This is a genomic window from Parapedobacter flavus (assembly GCF_035818675.1).
In the GTDB taxonomy this organism is placed as follows: Bacteria; Bacteroidota; Bacteroidia; order Sphingobacteriales; family Sphingobacteriaceae; genus Parapedobacter; species Parapedobacter flavus.
On the sequence record NZ_JAYKZZ010000007.1, the window covers coordinates 250,322 to 270,173 of the forward strand.

17 protein-coding genes are annotated in these 19,852 nt (G+C 49.4%); 11 read left to right on the forward strand and 6 right to left on the reverse strand.

Annotated features, from left to right (window positions below; all coding sequences use genetic code 11):
- The first annotated feature begins 55 nt into the window (after positions 1-55).
- A complete protein-coding gene (locus U9S71_RS07975) occupies positions 56-1,492 on the forward strand; it encodes a LysM peptidoglycan-binding domain-containing protein (RefSeq protein WP_326326566.1) in 1,437 nt (478 codons plus the stop codon).
- Positions 1,493-1,513: 21 nt separating this feature from the next.
- Here the strand turns inward: U9S71_RS07975 and U9S71_RS07980 are convergent, their stop codons facing one another.
- Positions 1,514-2,026, reverse strand: coding sequence for a phosphoribosyltransferase family protein (locus U9S71_RS07980; RefSeq protein WP_326326568.1), 513 nt, complete (start codon positions 2,024-2,026; stop codon positions 1,514-1,516).
- A gap of 22 nt (positions 2,027-2,048) precedes the next feature.
- Positions 2,049-2,618, reverse strand: coding sequence for a C40 family peptidase (locus U9S71_RS07985; RefSeq protein WP_326326570.1), 570 nt, complete (start codon positions 2,616-2,618; stop codon positions 2,049-2,051).
- A 128-nt stretch (positions 2,619-2,746) separates the two neighbouring features.
- On the opposite strand from U9S71_RS07985, the gene U9S71_RS07990 reads away from it, so the two are divergent.
- Positions 2,747-4,285 carry a sulfatase family protein gene (locus tag U9S71_RS07990; protein WP_326326572.1) on the forward strand — a complete coding sequence of 513 codons (1,539 nt, stop codon included), beginning with the start codon at positions 2,747-2,749 and terminating at the stop codon, positions 4,283-4,285.
- Between the two features lie 13 nt (positions 4,286-4,298).
- Positions 4,299-4,586: a CBU_0592 family membrane protein gene (locus U9S71_RS21010; RefSeq protein WP_436410308.1), complete on the forward strand. Its 288-nt coding sequence runs from the start codon at positions 4,299-4,301 to the stop codon at positions 4,584-4,586.
- Here the strand turns inward: U9S71_RS21010 and U9S71_RS07995 are convergent.
- Positions 4,542-5,165: a TetR family transcriptional regulator gene (locus U9S71_RS07995; protein WP_326326574.1), complete on the reverse strand. Its 624-nt coding sequence runs from the start codon at positions 5,163-5,165 to the stop codon at positions 4,542-4,544. The genes U9S71_RS21010 and U9S71_RS07995 overlap by 45 nt on opposite strands.
- Positions 5,166-5,497: 332 nt before the next feature.
- Here U9S71_RS07995 and U9S71_RS08000 point away from each other — a divergent pair, with 332 nt between their 5' ends.
- Genes U9S71_RS08000 through U9S71_RS08015 form a run of 4 tightly spaced genes read left to right on the forward strand, consistent with a single transcriptional unit; the run spans position 5,498 to position 12,438 of the window.
- Complete coding sequence (locus U9S71_RS08000; RefSeq protein WP_326326576.1) at positions 5,498-8,776, forward strand: SusC/RagA family TonB-linked outer membrane protein; 3,279 nt, start codon at positions 5,498-5,500, stop codon at positions 8,774-8,776.
- Between the two features lie 19 nt (positions 8,777-8,795).
- Positions 8,796-10,586: a RagB/SusD family nutrient uptake outer membrane protein gene (locus U9S71_RS08005; protein ID WP_326326578.1), complete on the forward strand. Its 1,791-nt coding sequence runs from the start codon at positions 8,796-8,798 to the stop codon at positions 10,584-10,586.
- A gap of 32 nt (positions 10,587-10,618) precedes the next feature.
- Entirely contained in the window at positions 10,619-11,476 is an 858-nt protein-coding gene (locus tag U9S71_RS08010; protein WP_326326580.1) for a metallophosphoesterase family protein, read from the forward strand.
- An 11-nt stretch (positions 11,477-11,487) separates the two neighbouring features.
- Positions 11,488-12,438 carry an endonuclease/exonuclease/phosphatase family protein gene (locus tag U9S71_RS08015; protein ID WP_326326582.1) on the forward strand — a complete coding sequence of 317 codons (951 nt, stop codon included), beginning with the start codon at positions 11,488-11,490 and terminating at the stop codon, positions 12,436-12,438.
- On the opposite strand, the gene U9S71_RS08020 is transcribed toward U9S71_RS08015, so the two are convergent.
- Positions 12,435-13,214 carry an MBL fold metallo-hydrolase gene (locus tag U9S71_RS08020; protein ID WP_326326584.1) on the reverse strand — a complete coding sequence of 260 codons (780 nt, stop codon included), beginning with the start codon at positions 13,212-13,214 and terminating at the stop codon, positions 12,435-12,437. The genes U9S71_RS08015 and U9S71_RS08020 overlap by 4 nt on opposite strands.
- A 155-nt stretch (positions 13,215-13,369) precedes the next feature.
- On the opposite strand from U9S71_RS08020, the gene recJ reads away from it, so the two are divergent.
- The 4 genes from recJ to der all read left to right on the forward strand — a co-directional run bounded on the left by recJ (position 13,370) and on the right by der (position 18,802).
- Complete coding sequence (gene recJ, locus U9S71_RS08025) at positions 13,370-15,070, forward strand: single-stranded-DNA-specific exonuclease RecJ (protein ID WP_326326585.1); 1,701 nt, start codon at positions 13,370-13,372, stop codon at positions 15,068-15,070.
- Between the two features lie 61 nt (positions 15,071-15,131).
- On the forward strand, positions 15,132-15,866 hold the full coding sequence (gene lptB, locus U9S71_RS08030; protein ID WP_326326587.1) for an LPS export ABC transporter ATP-binding protein: 735 nt from the start codon (positions 15,132-15,134) through the stop codon (positions 15,864-15,866).
- A gap of 79 nt (positions 15,867-15,945) precedes the next feature.
- Positions 15,946-17,463 (forward strand): GH3 auxin-responsive promoter family protein, encoded by a 1,518-nt coding sequence (locus tag U9S71_RS08035; protein WP_326326588.1) that lies wholly within the window; start codon positions 15,946-15,948, stop codon positions 17,461-17,463.
- A 37-nt stretch (positions 17,464-17,500) separates the two neighbouring features.
- The gene (der, locus tag U9S71_RS08040) at positions 17,501-18,802 is read left to right on the forward strand and encodes a ribosome biogenesis GTPase Der (RefSeq protein WP_326326590.1); all 1,302 of its coding nucleotides are present in this window, start codon (positions 17,501-17,503) and stop codon (positions 18,800-18,802) included.
- A gap of 406 nt (positions 18,803-19,208) precedes the next feature.
- On the opposite strand, the gene U9S71_RS08045 is transcribed toward der, so the two are convergent.
- Positions 19,209-19,493, reverse strand: a complete 285-nt coding sequence (locus U9S71_RS08045; protein ID WP_326326592.1) for an addiction module antidote protein — start codon at positions 19,491-19,493, stop codon at positions 19,209-19,211.
- Positions 19,494-19,498: 5 nt separating this feature from the next.
- Positions 19,499-19,828, reverse strand: a complete 330-nt coding sequence (locus tag U9S71_RS08050; protein ID WP_326326594.1) for a type II toxin-antitoxin system RelE/ParE family toxin — start codon at positions 19,826-19,828, stop codon at positions 19,499-19,501.
- Between the last annotated feature and the right edge of the window lie 24 nt (positions 19,829-19,852).

Here is a 19,852-nt window from a genome sequence, read left to right on the forward strand (position 1 = left end):
GCTAACCTATAGCTGGGCGTGAAATTTATGGCGTATACATACCAACTAGCAAAACATGGTGTTAAATAAGATTTCGGCAGTGGCCGTAGGTAGTATGTTGTGTGTCCAGGTGGCACTTTCTGAAACCCTCCCCGCTGATCTGCCGTCTGATACCTTAACCACAGCACATCGTGCCGATCGGACGATCGACATACAGCTCGAACTGATAGCGGATAGCATCAATTTTGTCGACCTCAAAGACGAAGTAGAATTGTCTCCCATGTTCACGTTCGTTCCCGCCACCGTAGCAGGGCGTTTGGCATACCTCCAGAAAGATGTTCCGCTTACCTATAACGCTCAGGTACAGTCTTACATCGACGCATACAGCACCGAGCGGTACAAACGGCACCTCGAGCAAATGATGGGGTTATCCCAGTATTACTTCCCGATATATGAGCGGTCGTTTATGGAAGCGGGCGTTCCTGAAGAGATTAAATACCTATCCATCATCGAATCGGCATTAAACCCCCATGCGGTATCGCGGGTTGGGGCTACGGGGTTGTGGCAGTTTATGTACGCCACCGCCCGGATGTACGATCTTGTTATCGATAGTTACGTAGACGAACGAAAAGATCCCATCGCCGCGAGCCGTGCCGCCGCCGCCTATTTAGCAGACGCATACAACGAATTCGGCGATTGGTTGCTGGCCATTGCGTCTTACAATTGCGGTCAAGGGAACGTACTGCGGGCTATGCGACGAACTGGGCTGGCCAATCCCAACTACTGGGATATCAGCCCTTTCCTCCCACGCGAGACCCGTAACTATGTGCCGGCTTTAATTGCGATTACATACATGCTGGAATACGCCGAGGAGCATGATATCACCCCGGCAGCGACTACTATTCCCGTGCAAACCGAAATGGTATGGGTGCAGAAACATGTGCCCTTGCGTGGCGTGGCCAAAGCCTTAGACGTGGAGGAGGAGGTGATCAAATCGCTAAACCCAGCCTATAAGCGAGGGGTGGTGAACGGTACGGCAGACATGCCGAAACGCTTGATATTGCCGGAGGCCCCTCCGCAAACATACCCGGCATTGTATGCGGTGTTGAATACGCCGAATAAGATGCAGGCATTTTACGCGGCAAATGAGGGCACTCGTAACGCGGAGACCACGGCGACCACTCACCGGGTACGGAGGGGCGAAACATTGGGTAAAATAGCGAATCGCTACCATGTAAGCGTGCAGGACTTAAAGGTATGGAACGGTCTCAAGAACCATACGATTGTGCCGGGGCAACCGCTTCGCATCATGAGCGCTGGCGGCGGTCAAGCCGCTCAACCCGCATCATCCACCAATGCTTCATATATCTCTTACCGCGTAAAAAAAGGAGACACGTTGTCGGGTATTGCCCAACGGTACCGCAAAGCCAATGTGTTCACCATTAAATCAGACAACGGGTTGCGCGGCAGCCGGATTAAGCCGGGGATGACATTGAAGATAAAAGTGAAATAGTTCCAGGTTTTCGGTGCACGACTAGATGAGCCATGCGGCATCCTCACCGCCATCGCATTCGCGAAGCTGGACCGTAACGTGCTCTTTCAGGATGGTGGAGAGTTTTAAACCCGAGAAGTCGCTGAAGATCGGGAATTTATGGTGGCTCCGGTCAATCAATACCGCGGTACGCATTTTCTTTAGCGGCACATCGAAAAATACACCGATACCATAGGCTAGTGTACGCCCGCTGTTCAATACGTCGTCTACCAATACCACGACTTTGTCTTTTGCCTGTTCAACGGGAGTGTCTGTCTCCGCATGCAGCGTGCTGCTTGTTTTGTCGAGGGTAACTTTTATAAGCGTGATATCAAAAGCAGAAATCCGTTCCAGTTCTGCTTTCAGTCGATGCGCAAACACATAACCCCGGTCGGCAATTCCTACCAAAACCAGCGCGGTCTCTTCAAAATTGTCCTCCATCAATTGATAAGCAATGCGGGTGATTTTGTTCGCAATCTGCTCCTGGTTGAGGATTAATACTTTTTTTGTAGACATATCCCTAGTTGTCATGCGACGATTACAACGCGTCCTCTACACCACCAGATCCACCGTTGGTTACAGCGGCCAGCATTCGGCCACCATTGTAATAGTAACGCTTCCAATAGGCATCGTTCAAGTCGCTTATCATCACACCCCTGCTTGAAGAAGCATGCGCAAATTTATCATCGCCGATATAAACACCTACGTGGGTGATGCTACGGCTGCGTATTTTAAAAAACACCAAATCGCCCGGCATGAGTTTATCTTTGGCAATGGGGTCTACCTGTGTGTATATGTTACGGCTATTTTGGCCAAGCGTCGTGTTGAAGACTTTATCGTAAAGCTCGTATGCGAATTTCGAGCAGTCGACGCCCCGCTTGGTCTTTCCGCCCAACCGATAGGGGGTACCTATCCACTCATAGATAAACTGGTATAGTTGCGTATTGGTAGAAGCCGATACCGCGACGCCCATTATTTGGGAGAAGTAGTCTTTGGCTAGATTATCAGGATCTGAAGGATTTACAGGCTGGTCGGCGGATGTTTGTGCCTGCGATACAGCAAATAGGCAAGCAAATAGCAGGCAGGCTACTGATGTTTTCCTCTTCATGAAATTGCCTTTTTATGAAACATGCAAACGTTGATCGGTTACAACTTTATTGCACATGCAAACCGTTAGCGCGCAAATCTATGCTAAAAATTCCATTGATGCAAAGAAAAAAGTGCTTATAATTGAACATGTTTCAAATCATTCGTTTTTTACTGGTTATAAGTCTGTTCGGAGTTGTCTATAGAGTGCGTGCGCAGGAGCCTTCTCCAGTACAGCGTCCCAATATCCTACTCATCGTTTCAGACGACCATGCGTTTCAGGCCATAGGCGCTTATGGCCGTGGTTTGGTGGAGACGCCAAATATGGACCGGATTGCCAATGAAGGTGCCCGATTCAGTCGCGCATATGTAACCAACTCCATCTGCGGACCGAGTCGTGCAACGTTGCTCACGGGGAAGTATAGCCACAAAAACGGCTTCAAAGATAACGAGACGTCTACGTTTGACCACGGGCAGGACCTGTTTGTGAAAGGCCTGCAAAATGTGGGCTACCAAACGGCATGGATTGGCAAGCAACACCTCGGGAATAGTCCGCAGGGATTGGATTATTACAGCATTCTACCCGGCCAGGGAGCGTATTATAATCCCGATTTCATCAACACGGGCGGTGAGCGGGAACACGTAGAGGGCTATGTAACCAACATCATTACCGATAAGGCCGAAGCATGGCTGGATGGCCGCGATCATAGTGAGCCCTTCTGCCTGGTTATTGGTCATAAAGCAACGCACCGGGTGTGGTTGCCCGATACGGCCGACTTCGGTCGTTACGACCACGTTGATTTTCCATTGCCCGAAACGTTTTATGACGATTATACCGGTCGGCAAGCAGCAGCTGTGCAAGAAATGAACATCGCCAAGGATATCCGGATGGGCTACGACCTGAAGATGGAACCGGTCGCTGCGGCCGACCGCGAAAGGGCAATCAAACGAATGACGCCCGAACAACGGCGTAAATTCGATGCATATTACCAGCCAATATTTGCCGATTTCAATGCCCGGAATCTTGCCGGCCAGGCATTGGCCGAATGGAAATACCAGCGTTATATGCGTGACTACCTCAGTACCGCAGCATCGCTGGATCGCAATATCGGGCGGATATTGGACTACCTCGACGAAAACGGACTGGCCGATAATACGTTGGTGATATACCTTTCCGACCAGGGGTTTTATTTGGGTGAGCACGGATGGTTCGATAAGCGGTTTATGTACGAAGAATCCTTCCGCACCCCGATGCTGGCCCGCTTCCCGGGCACGATCGAACCCGGCTCGGTGGTCAACGGGTTTGTGGTGAATACCGATATTGCACCCACCCTCCTGCAGCTGGCCGGTGCGGAGATACCGCAAGATGTGCAAGGAAAGTCGCTGTTGCCCTTATTCCGGAATCCCGATACGACCATCCGGGATGCGGTTTATTACCATTATTACGAAAATGGCGAACATGCCGTATCACCACATTTCGGTGTGCGCAATGCGCGGTATAAACTGATCCGCTTCTATAAGCGGGTGGATGCATGGGAGCTTTTCGACCTCAAGGAAGACCCCAACGAAATGCATAATTTATACGGCAAAGAAGGCTATGAAGCCATTACTGCCGAGATGAAGCAGCTGCTGCAATCGCAGGTCGAGAAGTTTGAGGATGGTGAAGCGGCTGCGCTATTGGCAATCTGAAAGCACAAAGGAGATGACAGAAACAACGGTGACCATTATCGGATGGCTTGGGTTTATTTTTTGCTCATTAGCATACTTACTCCTCAACCTTAAAATATTACGGTTTGATAACCCACTTTACCAAATTTTGAATGTAATCGGAGGGGTCGGTTTGGTGATCAGTGCGTGGTATTTTAAGGATTCGCCCAATCTCGCTGCCAATGGCATATGGGTTCTTATTGCCCTATTTGGCATCATCCGGTATTCGCGGCAACGCTCAAGCATGAGGCGACGAGACGGCCAAGTCGTCAAGCCCGAGTAAGCGGTAAGCCTCTATTTTATATTCCGTTATTTTTTCGTCGAAAGTCTTCGGGCTAGCTGAGAGGCTCAGGTAAAAATAGGAGCCGTCAATCAGGGCAAAAATGAGTTCAGCAACAAGGGAAGGGCTATTAACGGTAGTTATACCGGCAGCATTGCAACGTTCGATCAGGGTTGAAAGCTGTGTTCTCAGTGAATCCGTTAGCTTCTTGTATTTGGTTTTAACTTTTTTATCGCGGAACGTCAATGCATAACAGCTGTAAAACAGACCATCGTCGAATAATTTGTTCCATTTCCGAGAAAACAAATCGTCAATTACCGTAACTAAAGCATCACCTAAGGGGATATCGTGGTTTCTTCCCACGCGGTATATAAGCAAGTATTTTTCCAGTATATAGTCAATCAACGCATATGTAAGGTCATCCTTGGTTTGGAAATAATGGATGATCAGGCTGGGGTTGACGTCCATCACTTTCGCAATTTTTGCTATGGATGTGTTTTCGAGTCCTTCCTTCTTGGCAACTTTATAAAAAACCTTGATGATTTCCAGCTGCCTGACTTCTTTTAAACTTTTTCTTCCCATGGGTATGCGTAAATAATGGATTACGAAATTAATAAAATTATATTAACAAATTGATTATATTTTATTAATTGTATGTTCATTCAATTTTTTGTTACAAACAATCGATTAACGCAACCGGTTGATTGATAGTTTACAATCGATTGCGTGATTTTTTTTCTTGCATAATCAATTAAAAGACAATAATATTGCACAAACAAACAGGTACCCGCGTACCGACCAATAATAACGCGCTAACAAATAGAACATATGAATATAAAACTAGGACTTAAGTAACTAAACAGTATTATTTTTTTGACTAAATGTTCAATTAATAAACCAATTAAAATTCGATTATGAAAGGACAACGACAACAAAGCAGGGCCCATCGGTGGGGCGTTTGGGGTTGCATCGGCGTTATATTTGTTTTGGCGCAAACCGTAGCTTTCGATGCTATGGCGCAAAACCGTCTGGTGGGCAAAGTGACGGATCAAGCAGGGCAGGCGCTGGTCGGCGCGAGTGTGGTCGTGCAAGGTACACCATTAGGCACCGCAACTGATGATGGAGGGCAATACGCACTCGTAGGCTTGGAGAATGGCGCCACGCTGGTATTCCGTATGGTGGGGTACAAATCCCAGGAACGCCAATATACTGGCCAGACCGAGTTGGAAGTGGTCTTGGAAACAGATGCCGGTAATCTCGACGAGGTCATCGTGGTAGGCTTTGGAACACAACGGAAAAGCAATCTGACTGGTGCGGTAGACCAGATTTCTGGCGCACAATTAGAGTCGAGACCGGTATCCAATATCATGCAGGGTTTGCAAGGAGTCAGTCCAGGCTTGAATATCACCTATGGCAATGGTTCACCCGGTGAGATACCGGATATCAATATTAGGGGAACAACGTCTATAAACGGCGGATCACCCCTCATTGTCATCGATGGAATACCCGTATCTGACACCTATGACATGATTCGGTTAAGCCCCAACGATATTGCCTCCTACACTGTATTGCGCGATGCCTCATCGGCGGCCATCTACGGTGCCCGGGCGGCCTACGGCGTGATTTTGATTACTACCAAGCAAGGCCGCCAGGGGACGCAAAGCATCAGCTACAACCTCACAACCTCCTTCGGCAGGCCCACGGAAATGCCCGACCCGGTAACCGATCCCTATATTTTCTCGCGCGTGTTGGAAAATTCCACGCTTAATACGCCCTGGAACGGACCCAGTTACGTGCAATTCAGTGAAGCGTATTACCAATGGGCCAAAGAACGGTCGGAAGATCCCTCGCTAGCCGATGTACGGATTAACCCCAATAACCCCACTGAATGGGAATATATGGGGAACAACAATTGGAATGATTATTTTTTTAAGAAGGCTACCGTTTCCCAATCACACAATGTAGCGCTTTCGGGTGGCTCTACGATCAACGAAAAGCCGCTTTCGTATTATCTGTCGGCCGATTACACCAAAGATAATGGGTTAAACAGGATGGCGGAAGATTACTGGCAACGCAAGGGAATCCGGGGAAGGCTGACGTTCAGTCCGCTACAATGGTTGAAACTGGATAATAACATGAACGTTTACCAAACGGATATCGCCAAGCCAAATGCCAACATCACTGACATCTATTACCTACAGCCCACCAACGTGGCCAAAAACCCGGATGGTACGTGGGGCAATAACGCTGCCGGACGACTCGCCGCACGGTTAGTAGACGGGGGGAATAGCAATGAACACATGTTTGGCTTCCAGAATATCTTCAATGCGGTGGGCACGTTCCTAGATGGCGACCTGACTGTAACCGGCGACGCCAGTTTCAAGCGAGAGTATTGGCGATATCCGAGGCATTCGAAAAAGTACAAAGTGGGTTATGGCCCCGATGATATCCGGGAGGAAGGCGGCAACGGCTTCGTGTACGACCGACGTGGAGAAATCCAAAACAACGTATTTAACCTTTATGCAAATTACAACAAAAGCTTCGGTATACACGACTTCAGCTTAACGGCGGGCTATAACCAAGAAGACTATGTGTGGGAAACCACCATTGCTCAACGCGATCAGCTAATTTCATCAACGCTGCCCTACCTGGAGCTGACCACCGGCGAAGCGCGCATTAATGCGGAGTATAGTTCATACGCCACTCAGAGTGTATTCGGCCGGTTGAACTATACCATCAACGACCGATATATCCTCGAAGGTACGGGGCGCTACGATGGCTCGTCCCGGTTCCCAGCGTCCAATCGCTGGGGCTTCTTCCCGTCCATATCGGGAGCTTGGATTGTGAGCAATGAGCCGTTCTTCGAAGACTTAAAGCCCGCCTTTTCCAATTTAAAGTTGCGCGCATCATACGGTAGCCTCGGTAATCAAAACGTGGGCGATTTTTCCTATATCCAAACCATGGGCACCGCATTATCGAGCTATCTCATCGATGGTGCGCAAAGGCAAATCGTCACGGGAGCACCTTCACTAACCATAAACCCGGCAAATTACAGCTGGGAAAATGTTGCCACCATCAACTTCGGCACGGATATCGGGTTGGTGAATGACCGGATTTTTGCCGGCTTCGATTACTTTATCCGTGAAACTACAGGAATGCTAGTTGCGGGTGAACAGCTGCCATCGGTGCTGGGGACTGGAGTGCCTAAGCAAAATTCGGCGGATCTCCGCGGAAAAGGCTGGGAGCTTTCCCTCACCTACCGGGATAATTTTACCGTAGCGGCTAAGCCCTTCCGGTTGGAAACCAAATTGGTGCTATCTGATTCGCGGGCGTATATCACCAAATTCAAGAACGACCAACGATTGATATCGCAGTACTTTGAAGGTTACGAATTTGGTACGTTGTATGGTTTGATTGGTGATGGCTTCTTCCAATCGACAGATGAAATCGATGCATTAGACCAGACAGCCCTCATCCCTTGGGGGGCGCTCGATATTGTGCCCGGATGGCCGAAATTCAAAGATATAGATGGCGACGGGAAGATCGAACTCGGCCAAACCGTTGATGATATGAAAGACAGGGCCATCATCGGCAATACATCCGATCGGTATCGCCTCGGGTTTAACCTCAATGCTGATTGGAACGGGTTTGATGCGCAGGTCTTTTTGCAAGGGGTGTTGATGCGCGATTACTATCCGCGGCATTACCTCTTTTGGGGACCTTACCAACAGCCCTACGCCAACGTGTATCCGTGGCACCTGGATCACTATCGAGCAACCGATGATACACCTGAACAACGAGCCAAGCATTCGGCAGCTTATATAGCAGCTGGTCTTGCTGACCAGAATTTGGATGCGAGTTATCCCGTGTTGCAGTCTTGGTTGGCCGACTATAATTACAGGGATGGTAATGGAGACCGATCGGGGCTGGACCAACCGAATACCACCTATCTGCTCAATGGTGCCTATTTACGCGTGAAAAATATCACACTGGGCTATTCGCTGCCCTATGAAACGGTTCAACGGTGGGGAATGAGCCGCTTGCGCTTTTTCGTTACGGGAGAGAATATTTTCGAGTTTTCCGAGGTCAAACGGTTTGTAGACCCCGAATCAATCAACTGGGGTACGGATAGCAGCGCTTGGGCTTATCCGTTCCAACGAAGGTTTGCATTTGGATTGAATATTGGTTTTTGACAAAGAAATGAACGACATCATGAAAAGATACAAAATACTGTTCTTAGTGGCATTGGCTGCTGTAGCAACGTCCTGTCAGAAGGATTTTCTCGATCGTTACCCGCAGACGTCCGTTACGCCTGAAGTATTTTTCAATACGGAAGAGGATTTAGCCCTGTACATCAATGGCATGTTAAGCCTTTCGGGTCACGGCATGTACCTTTCCGACCAAAGTACAGATAACTTGGCAACGACGGCGGCCGTCGAGGTCAAAAATATCATGACCGGCGATCCTTCTTCGCAAAACATTTCCGGCGGGTGGTCGTGGGGCAGGCTGCGTACCATCAACTACTTTCTGGAGAATTACGATCGGGCTGCTGTGACCGATGATGTGAAGAACCATTACGCGGGCCTGGCCCGTTACTACCGCGCCATTTTCTATCACGATAAGGTGAAACGGTTTTCCGATGTGCCCTGGTATTCGGGTACCCTTAATCCCGGCGATGAGGAACTCTTCAAAGCACAGGATCCGCGGGAATTGGTGATGGGTAATGTAATGGCCGATTTGGAGTTCGCCATGGCAAACGTACGTGACGATGTGCCAACCGGTACGCCAGACAGATGGGCCGTAGCGACTATGGCGGCCAAAATCGCACTCTATGAGGGTACCTATCGGAAATACCATCCCGAATTGGGGTTGCAGGGTACGGCAGATGCCTTTTTGGTAAGGGCGGTAGCAATCACCGAACAGATTATTGCCGAAGGAGGCTTCAGCATTCACAATACCGGAAATCCGGAATCGGATTATGCAGACTTGTTTGGCAACCAAGACTTGACGGGTAATAGCGAGATGATTTTGGTGAACAGCTACGACCAAACCAAGAATAGAAGCGGAAACCAAAACACGGGTATATTCGGTAACTATGAACAATCGCCGGCGCGCGATCTGGTGCAAGCGTACTTGCGGACCGATGGCTCGCGTTTTACGGACCAATCCGCATATGAAACACTGGGTTTTGTAAAAGAATTTGAAAACCGTGATCCCAGGCTGGCCCAGACCATCGCCTATCCCGGTTGGCAGCGTGCACAAGACAGCGCCCCATACGTGCAATTTCTCGCTCGGAATTTTACGGGGTACCACCAGCTGAAAGGCTACGCCAATAGTACCGATCAAGTCATACTGAATAGTACAGATGTACCTGTACACCGTTACGCTGAAGTATTGTTGATACTGGCAGAGGCAAAAGCCGAACTAGGCACCTTAACCCAGACGGATCTGGATAATACCGTGAATCTGTTGCGTGATCGTGTGGCCATGCCACATCTTAATCTGGCCGCCTCAAACGCGGACCCCGACCCCGTACTGGTGGCTAAATTCGCAGATGTCGTTGGCGCAAACCAAGGTGTCATACTCGAAATCCGGCGCGAGCGACGGGTGGAGTTGGTATTTGAAAATAGCCGTTATGATGATTTGATGCGCTGGCATGCGGGTAAGCTATTGGAGAATATCCCTGTGGGCATGTATTTTCCGGGCGTGGGCGATTACGACCTAACCGGAGACGACGTACCCGATATCCGGCTGATACCGGAAGGACAGACTATTCCCGCGGAACGCGAACAAAATTCACTCGGTGTGCAGTTGGCCTATTATTCCATAGGTACGATAGGTGGCGGAGCGTCCATTTATCTCGAAAATGGTGTAAACGGTGGCGTTTTGGTCACTGACGATCGGGAACGCACCTTTATGGAGCCCAAATATTATTACCGTCCCGTGCCAAATGCCGAAACGATATTGAACCCCAATTTGTATCAGTTGTTTGATTGGGAATAATCAAGATATTATTCAGATATAATAAAAAGACGATGTTGAAAAGAATTTTAGGTACGGCATGTATCGGTTTCCTAACGCTATTCTCGGCACAGGCCCAAGAGGCTTTCTCATTGGCTTTCCTGACGGATATCCATACCAACACGAACCCTGAATCCGGAAGTTTGGAGGGTTTCAAACAAGCCATCCAATCCGCCGAAAATAAAAACGTGGACTTTATCCTGACCGGTGGTGACAACGCCGATGTCGATGCGATGAAAAGCGACCAACGCAACACAGCAGTCAAACTATTCAGCGACTACAAAGCAATTGCCGATCAATCGTCACTCCCTTTTTATTACACCATCGGCAATCATGACCGTTACTGGGGCGATGGGGAAAAAAGTGGTGCGTACGGCGAAAAACTGTTCGAGTCTTTTTTCGGGAAGACCTATTACGCCTTTGAACACAAAGGGTGGTTGTTCATCGTGTTGAACTCCACGCAAATCTGTAATGGGCAATATTGCATAGATACGCAACAGCAACAGTGGCTCAGCAGCCTTCTCGCCCAAACGCCGAGAGAACGGCCTATAGTCGTCTCAACCCATGTACCGTTCCTGTCTTTGTATTATCCCGTACTTGAGGGCCGTTATACATCAGCAGACACCTTTGACAATCAAAAGGAGACCTTTGATTTATTTGGCAGTCATAACCTAAAGTTGGTACTGCAGGGCCATCAGCATCTATACGAAGAGATTAAAGTTAAAGGTGTGCAATTCATTACCGCCGGAGCGGTGTGTGCAAATTGGTGGTCCGGGGCATTTCATGGCACCGAAGAAGGATTTTTGGTGGTAAAGACGGATGGCGATGAGTTTACCTGGGAGTATGTAGACTACGGATGGGAAGTAAAGTAATAAAACACAACATGAGCAGACCGATGATGACGATCTTGGGACTTATTATTGCCCTATTTGCAATTTCATGCCAGCCCGCCAGTACTGGCAAAGGAGCGGACGAGCAGGCCAGTTTACGGGTGATGACCTTCAACCTCTGGCATGGCGGCGATGCGGTGAAACTGCCGCGCGATACCACCATCAAATATCAGTTAGCGGCTATTCGTAGCGCAAATGCCGATGTGGTCGGCCTCCAGGAGCAAACCAACAACAAAAGTGACAATGCATCGCGGGCCCAATTATTAGCAGACAGCTTGGGGTGGCACTGCCACCTCATCGATGGCAGTCGTGCGGTCATTTCAAAATACAACTTCCGGCCGGTGGACACCACCACCGTATCCCAAGCGGTGGTGTTACAACTGCCCGATGGGCAGGACATCGTCTTCGGGGTTATGCACCTCATGTATACACCGTATGAACCTTATGACGTAGCCGATGGAAAGTTGTTGGACGCTGCAGCTGCCGAGGCCTCCGCGAGAAAGGCGCGGCTCCACCAAGTTCAGGATATGCTGGATGAAATTGCCGCGTATAGCGATTACCCAACCGTATTGGTGGGCGATTTCAATGAACCGAGCTGCCTCGACTGGACAGCAGAAGCCATCAAAGATCGGGGCGACACGTTATTGCCTTTTGCCGTTAATTGGCCGGCCACAGCGCTATTGATTGAAAAGGGATTCAAGGATGCATACCGGGAAGTGTATCCCGATGTGAAGCAGCGGCCGGCTTATACCTGGACATCCGTCGAAGGGCTTTGGCGCGATCCCGAAATCCACGACCGGATAGATTTGATTTATGTCAGTAAGGATCGCTTCACCGTTCGGGAGGCCGCCATTGTTGGCGAACCGTCGCCGATGACCGATATCGTTATTCAGCCCTGGCCTTCCGACCACCGGGCGGTGGTGGTAGAGTTGGTTGTGCGTTAACCCCCTGCATCTACCAGCCGCCAGTCGCCATTTTCTTTTCGCTCGGGCCGGCCGATAGCGATATTGGTCGAGTGGTACATCAGAAACACCCAGTCTTCGGCACACCCGCGCTCCCAGTACGCCTGTCGCAGTTCCATGGATCTACGGCCGTCGTAATCGTACTTAGCAGCAAACTGGCGGAAAAATTGCTCCGGTTCGGGTGCCTCATCGCCGCCATAGAAGAAGTGCTCACCACCCGTTTGGATATGGAAAACCTGGTGGTGGGGCGTGTGCCCCCCCGAAACCTCATAGCTGATCTCGTTGTTAATCGAGCCGTCGCCCTCTACCAACACAAGATTGCCGCTGCGTTGGAGTACATCGAAGATCTCCGTTCGGTAAGAATCGGACATGCCGGCATATGCGTCTTCCCACTCGCCCCGCTGCACAATGTATTCGGCATCCGGAAAAGCAACGCGAAACGTGCCATTGCGATCGACCACCGTGCCGCCTACATGGTCTTTATGCAAGTGCGATAGCAGTACGTACCGCACATCATGCGGTTCGAAACCCGCTTTCCGGATATTGTAATGCAGTTGAAGGTCGCCATCGTTGTCTCCAAACCCAATGCCGGTATCGAGGAGCAGCAGGCCGTTTGCCGATTCGATCAAAAACGGATGTACATGGATAAATAGCGAACCGGGTCGGTCTTTTTTGCGGTCTTTGGCCGCGTCAAAAGGAACGAATTTTTTGGAAGAATCGACGGAAAATGAACCTTCGAATAAGGAATGTGCCTGCATGTTTTTATCTTTACCCTTTCGTAGTGTACAAACTTAGCTAAATTTGCCCTCTTTGCAAACCTTGTTGGTTGCTTAAAAGGTAGTGTTACCGATCTACTCGGCAGACATGGAGAGCGGCAAAGTCCTCTCGAGAAATACGGTTTATAGATAAATATATGCAAAAAAGATGGACAATCGCTTCCTGCAGTGACGAAGCTGCCGCACGGCAGCTGGGTGAAGCGCTTGGTATTCATAAGGTATTGGTCGAGTTATTGATAAATAGGGGGGTGGCTAACTTTGACGATGCACGGTGTTTTTTTCGCCCCGACCTGTCGTCGCTTCATGATCCGTTCCTCATGAAAGACATGGACAAGGCCATAGCCCGTATTGAAAAAGCCATCGGAAATAAGGAAAAGGTACTGATCTATGGCGATTACGATGTAGACGGTACCACCGCGGTGGCTGTCGTCTATAGCTTTTTCAGACAGTTCCATTCGGGCCTGGAATTTTACCTACCCGATCGGTATGCCGAAGGGTATGGCATTTCAAAACAAGGTATCGACTATGCCGCCGAAAACGGCTTCACGTTAGTAATCGCATTAGATTGCGGCATCAAAGCGCTAGACAAAGTGGCTTATGCCCGCGAGCGGGGGATTGATTTCATTATCGGCGACCATCACCTGCCGGGCGACAAGCTGCCCGATGCGGTGGCGGTGTTAGACCCGAAGCGCAACGACTGCCCATACCCTTATAAAGAGCTGCCCGGGTGCGGCATCGGGTTCAAGCTCGTCCAAGCGTTTGTTCAAAAAAACAACATGGACATCAACCGTTGCTATCAGTACCTCGATCTGGTAGCTGTGGGCATCGCGTCGGATATCGTGCCCATCTCGGGCGAGAACCGGATATTGGCCCATTACGGGCTCATCAAACTGAACACCAATCCCTGTTGCGGACTGCAGTCGCTGATCGATTTGTCTACCCATCGTAGCGGTCATTTTACGGTGAATGACATCATCTTCCAGATCGGACCGCGTATCAATGCTGCGGGACGGATAGACCATGCAAAGGATGCAGTGAAGCTTTTGATTTCCAAATCGCTGCAAGAAGCCGGCGAGTACAGTAAGAGCATCGATGTTCAGAATACCCAACGGAAAGATTTCGACCTTCGGATCACCGAGGAGGCCCTTGCCATCATCGATGGCGACGAAGCACTCAAAAAACGGAAGACAACGGTCGTGTTTCAGCCCGATTGGCATAAAGGCGTTATCGGTATCGTAGCCACGCGGCTCACCGAGAAATATTACCGGCCCACCGTGGTGCTCACACAAACCAATGGGCATGTCTCGGGCTCTGCCCGGTCGGTATTGGGCTTCGATCTGTACGAAGCGTTGAGCGCGTGCAGCGACCTGCTCGATCAATTCGGGGGGCATAAATATGCCGCCGGGCTCACCATGAAGCCGGAGAACATCGAACAGTTCCAACAGCGTTTCGAAGACGTCGTTGAGGCGAGCATCCTCCCAGGCATGCTGCAGCGTGAAATGGCTGTTGATGCAGAGCTGGGATTTACGGAGATCGACGCGAAATTTTTTCGTATTTTACGCCGCTTTGAGCCGTTCGGGCCCCAGAACGAGGCGCCGCTTTTCATGAGTAAACAAGTAACGGTGCTGGGCGTGGCCACCATCGTGGGCGGCAGCCACCTTAAAATGACGGTGATGCAACCGGGGTCCCCGCGATTCGACTGTATCGGTTTCGGCTTGGCAGACTATGCCGAAGCCATCAATACGCAACGTTCATTTGATATGTGCTATACGATTGAAGAAAATATATGGCGCGATAAGCGGAACTTGCAATTGAATATAAAAGATATAAGGATTTGAGGTTTAGGATTACGATGTCTACTATCTAGTGTCTGATGTCTAGTGTCTAAAGTCTAACAATATGATATTAAAAGCAGAACATCTCATCAAGAAATACCGCCAACGTACGGTAGTAAATGATGTTTCTTTCGAAGTGGCCCAAGGTGAAATTGTGGGTTTGTTAGGTCCCAACGGTGCCGGTAAAACCACATCGTTCTACATGATCGTCGGATTGATAAAGCCCAATGAGGGGCACGTATACCTGGATGGCGAGGAAATCACCGAAGACCCCATGTACCGGCGGGCACAGAAAGGAATAGGTTATCTGGCGCAAGAAGCATCGGTGTTCCGCAAGTTGTCGGTAGAAGACAATATCATGGCCGTGTTGGAAATCCATCACCCCGACCGTGAAACGCGCAACGAAAAGCTGGAGGAGCTCCTGGCCGAGTTCAGCCTGAACCGGGTGCGGAAAAATCGTGGCGATTTATTGTCGGGTGGCGAACGCCGCCGTACCGAGATTGCACGGGCGCTGGCAGCCAAGCCGAATTTCATCCTTCTCGATGAACCATTCGCCGGCGTAGACCCCATCGCGGTAGAAGAGATCCAAACGATTGTATCCAAATTGAAACACCGAAATATCGGTATCCTAATCACCGACCACAACGTGCAGGAAACATTGTCGATTACCGACCGTGCTTACCTGCTCACCGAAGGTAGGATTATGCTTGCCGGTACGCCAGAAGAAATTGCGGTCAATGAAATGGCCCGTAAGTTTTACCTCGGCCGGAATTTTGAGTTGCGCCGGAAGAAATTATAGTACTGAGTACCGGAAAGTAATGTCTAACTACTAAAGACTAAGTACTAACTACTAGGTACTAAAGACTAAAAGCTAAAAAATGGCCATCATCAACTCGATATTCACATGGATCATGAAAAAGCGCATTCATCAGATTGAGCTTTTCATGAAATACCCGCATGAGGTGCAAGACGAATGGTTCCAAAGCCTGATCTCCACTGCGGAGGCCACCGAGTGGGGTAAGCAATACGACTACAATTCCATATTGACGGCCGAAACCTATAAGGAACGCGTACCTATACAAGATTACAACAGCCTTAAGCCATACATCGATCGGATGATCAAAGGCGAGCAGAACATCCTCTGGCCATCGGATGTCAAATGGTTCGCCAAATCATCGGGCACCACGGCCGATCGGAGTAAGTTTATCCCGGTGAGTGAAGAAGCATTGGAAGACTGTCACTACCAAGGTGGAAAAGATATGCTCTCCGTATACTGCCACAACCGACCGGATGCCAAGATACTGACCGGCAAATCCATGGTACTGGGCGGAAGCTCCCAAATCAATAATTTCCAATCCGATTCGTATTACGGCGACCTCTCATCGATTATTCTCCGTAACCTGCCTTTTTGGGCGGAAACGCACCGTACCCCCGACCTGGAGACTGCCCTCAACCCCGATTTCGAAGAGAAAATCGAAATTGTAGCCCAACGGTCCATCCACGAAAACGTAACCAGCCTATCGGGCGTACCCACATGGTACGTGGTGCTGGCCAAGCGAATGCTGGAACTCACCGGCAAAGATAACCTCCTGGAGATTTGGCCCAATCTGGAGTTTTACAGCCACGGCGGTGTTAGTTTTAAACCCTACCGTGAGCTTTTCAGGAAGCTCATCCCATCCGAGAGCATGTATTACCTCGAGAATTACAACGCGTCGGAGGGGTATTTTGCGTTGCAGGATCAATCCGATTCCGACGACTTGCTGCTGATGCTCGATTATGGCATTTACTATGAATTCCTACCCATCGAAAACGTGGCTGATGAGCACCCGAAAACATTGGGTCTCGATGAGGTAGAACTGGATAAGAACTATGCGTTGATTATTTCGACCAATGCCGGGTTGTGGCGTTATATGGTGGGCGATACGATTAAGTTTACCACCCTACATCCCTACCGGATCCAGATTACCGGGCGCACCAAGCAGTTCATCAATGCATTTGGCGAAGAAGTCATCGTAGATAATGCCGACGAAGCCTTGAGGCAGGCCTGTGCAGCAACCGGGGCCGGCGTACGCGACTATACCGCGGGGCCGATTTATTTTAGCGATGGGAAAGCAGGTGCGCACGAGTGGATTATCGAGTTTGAAGAGCCACCGCGCGATTTCGATCGGTTTTGCAACGTGCTCGATGCCACATTGCGCGAGGTCAATTCAGATTACGATGCCAAGCGATTCAACGACCTGGCCCTGCGTTTTCCGGTTATCCACAACGCGGCCGAGGGCACGTTCTACCGGTGGATGAAGGCCCGGGGCAAGCTCGGTGGACAGAATAAGGTGCCGCGGCTGGCCAACGACCGGGCTTACCTCGACGATATTTTGGAGCAACTGCAAGCAAACTAATCCGTTTACCATTCCTTATCCTTACCTTTGTGGGCTTATGGCAAATATCATCGCAATAGTAGGACGGCCAAATGTCGGCAAATCGACGTTGTATAACCGATTGACAGAAAGCCGGCGGGCGATTGTCGACGATTTCAGCGGCGTCACGCGCGACCGGCATTACGGGCAGGGCGACTGGACGGGCAATAAGTTTACCGTCATCGATACGGGTGGCTATGTGCATGGCTCCGATGATGTGTTCGAGTCGGCCATCCGCGAGCAGGTGATGATTGCCATTGAAGAAGCCTCGGTTATCCTCTTTATGGTAGACGTAACCACCGGTATCACCGATTTGGACGATGCCATTGCCGATGTGCTTCGCCGCAGTAAAAAGCCGGTATTTGTGGTGGTCAACAAAGTCGACCACCCGCTGTTGCAGCAAGAAGCCAGTATCTTCTATAGTTTCGGACTGGGCGAAATATACCCACTCTCTTCCATGACCGGATCCGGCACCGGCGAGTTGCTGGATGAGGTGGTGAAGCATTTCGAACCGGAAGAAGAGGAAGACGAAGACCGTCCGAAATACACCATCGTGGGCAGGCCCAACGTGGGCAAATCGTCGCTCATCAATGCCTTGGTAGGCAAAGAGCGCAATATCGTAACGGCGGTCGCAGGAACCACGCGAGACTCCATCCGCATCGATTACAATCAATACGGCCATGATTTCGTATTGATCGACACGGCCGGACTTCGGCGCAAAACCAAGGTGAAAGAGAATATCGAATTCTATTCGGTGATGCGCACCATCAAGGCACTTGAAGAGTCGGATGTGGTTATTCTCATGTTGGATGCCACCGAAGGCATCGAAGCCCAGGATATCAATATTTTCCACCTGGCCGAAAAGAACCGGAAGGGTGTGGTTGTGTTGGTCAACAAGTGGGACCTGATTGAAAAAAACAACAAAACCACCAAGGTCTTTGAAGAGCTCATCCGTGAGAAAATAGCACCCTTCACCGATGTGCCGATCATTTTCACATCGGTAACCGAAAAGCAGCGTATTTTCAAGGCATTAGAAGCAGCATCGCAAGTCTATAAAAACAAGGTAAAGAAAATACCCACTTCGAAGCTGAACGACGTGATGCTGCCGATTATCGAGAGCTACCCACCCCCGGCCACCAAAGGCAAATACATCAAGATCAAGTACGTTACGCAGGTCGGCGATAAATCACCCATGTTTGCCTTCTTCTGTAACCTGCCGCAATATATCAAAGAGCCTTACAAGCGATTCGTAGAAAATAAGCTGCGCGAGAACTTTGATTTTGAAGGCGTGCCTATCGAGGTGTATTTCCGGCAGAAGTAACTTTTTATACTCTCTAGATTTGCCTAACCCCTACATGGATTAGCCCAAACCCTATATGGATTCGGCCAAACCCAACATGTGCCAGTCCAAACCGGAGCACGGGAGCCTTAACCCCTACATGGATTTACCTAACCCCTACATGGATTCGGCCAAACCCAACATGTGCCAGCCCAAACCGGAGTACGGGAGCCTTAACCCCTATATGGATTTACCTAACCCCTATATGGATTCGGCCAACCCCAACATGTGCCAGCCCAAACCGGAGTACGGAAGCCTTAACCCCTATATGGATTCGGCCAACCCCAACATGTGCCAGCCCAAACCGGAGTACGGAAGCCTTAACCTCTATATGGATTCGGCCGAACATTTACCGTTTCACAAGGATGGTTACGTTGATCTCCGGGTATTATACCGATACCGGACTTATTCTGATTTGCCCACCGATTGCTCTCAATACTTTTATAATGGTCTCAAACTGTGGTCTTGCTCCCTCTGATAATGCTTTGTATAAACTTGGTCGGCTCATTCCTGTTTCTTGGGCTATTTTAGTCATTCCGACAGCTTTGGCAATATGCCCAATTGCAGTAATTACATCGGCGTCATTACCCTCTTCCAAAACAGCATTAAGGTATTCAGCAATCATTTCATTGCTGTCCAAATAGTCTGCAATGTCAAATTTTGAAGTATTCATTTTCCTTACTTTTTTAACCGGGCTTTAGCGAGTTCATCTTTAGCTAATTTTTTCCAAATTTCCTTTGCTTTTTCGATGTCTTGCTGTTGTGTGGATTTGTCGCCCCCTATGAGCAAAAGGATTATTTTGTTGTCCTTCTCTTTGAAATAAACCCGATACCCCTTTGCATAGTTTACTCTCAACTCGTTAATTCCGTCTCCAACAGGTTTACTGTCGCCAAAATGCTCGTCATTTTCAATTTTCTGTATCCTGAAAATGATTTTAGCTTTGGCTCTTAAATCGTTTAGTTTTCTAAACCACTTGTCAAATTCTGTTGTTTTTTCAATAAAGAACATCTAAAAATGTATCCGTTTGGATAC

Coding starts and splice junctions, on each gene's coding strand:
- U9S71_RS07975 (WP_326326566.1), top strand. CDS start 56: ATGGTGTTAAATAAGATTTCGGCAGTGGCCGTAGGTAGTATGTTGTGT.
- U9S71_RS07980 (WP_326326568.1), bottom strand. CDS start 2,026: ATGTCTACAAAAAAAGTATTAATCCTCAACCAGGAGCAGATTGCGAAC.
- U9S71_RS07985 (WP_326326570.1), bottom strand. CDS start 2,618: ATGAAGAGGAAAACATCAGTAGCCTGCCTGCTATTTGCTTGCCTATTT.
- U9S71_RS07990 (WP_326326572.1), top strand. CDS start 2,747: ATGTTTCAAATCATTCGTTTTTTACTGGTTATAAGTCTGTTCGGAGTT.
- U9S71_RS21010 (WP_436410308.1), top strand. CDS start 4,299: ATGACAGAAACAACGGTGACCATTATCGGATGGCTTGGGTTTATTTTT.
- U9S71_RS07995 (WP_326326574.1), bottom strand. CDS start 5,165: ATGGGAAGAAAAAGTTTAAAAGAAGTCAGGCAGCTGGAAATCATCAAG.
- U9S71_RS08000 (WP_326326576.1), top strand. CDS start 5,498: ATGAAAGGACAACGACAACAAAGCAGGGCCCATCGGTGGGGCGTTTGG.
- U9S71_RS08005 (WP_326326578.1), top strand. CDS start 8,796: ATGAAAAGATACAAAATACTGTTCTTAGTGGCATTGGCTGCTGTAGCA.
- U9S71_RS08010 (WP_326326580.1), top strand. CDS start 10,619: ATGTTGAAAAGAATTTTAGGTACGGCATGTATCGGTTTCCTAACGCTA.
- U9S71_RS08015 (WP_326326582.1), top strand. CDS start 11,488: ATGAGCAGACCGATGATGACGATCTTGGGACTTATTATTGCCCTATTT.
- U9S71_RS08020 (WP_326326584.1), bottom strand. CDS start 13,214: ATGCAGGCACATTCCTTATTCGAAGGTTCATTTTCCGTCGATTCTTCC.
- recJ (WP_326326585.1), top strand. CDS start 13,370: ATGCAAAAAAGATGGACAATCGCTTCCTGCAGTGACGAAGCTGCCGCA.
- lptB (WP_326326587.1), top strand. CDS start 15,132: ATGATATTAAAAGCAGAACATCTCATCAAGAAATACCGCCAACGTACG.
- U9S71_RS08035 (WP_326326588.1), top strand. CDS start 15,946: ATGGCCATCATCAACTCGATATTCACATGGATCATGAAAAAGCGCATT.
- der (WP_326326590.1), top strand. CDS start 17,501: ATGGCAAATATCATCGCAATAGTAGGACGGCCAAATGTCGGCAAATCG.
- U9S71_RS08045 (WP_326326592.1), bottom strand. CDS start 19,493: ATGAATACTTCAAAATTTGACATTGCAGACTATTTGGACAGCAATGAA.
- U9S71_RS08050 (WP_326326594.1), bottom strand. CDS start 19,828: ATGTTCTTTATTGAAAAAACAACAGAATTTGACAAGTGGTTTAGAAAA.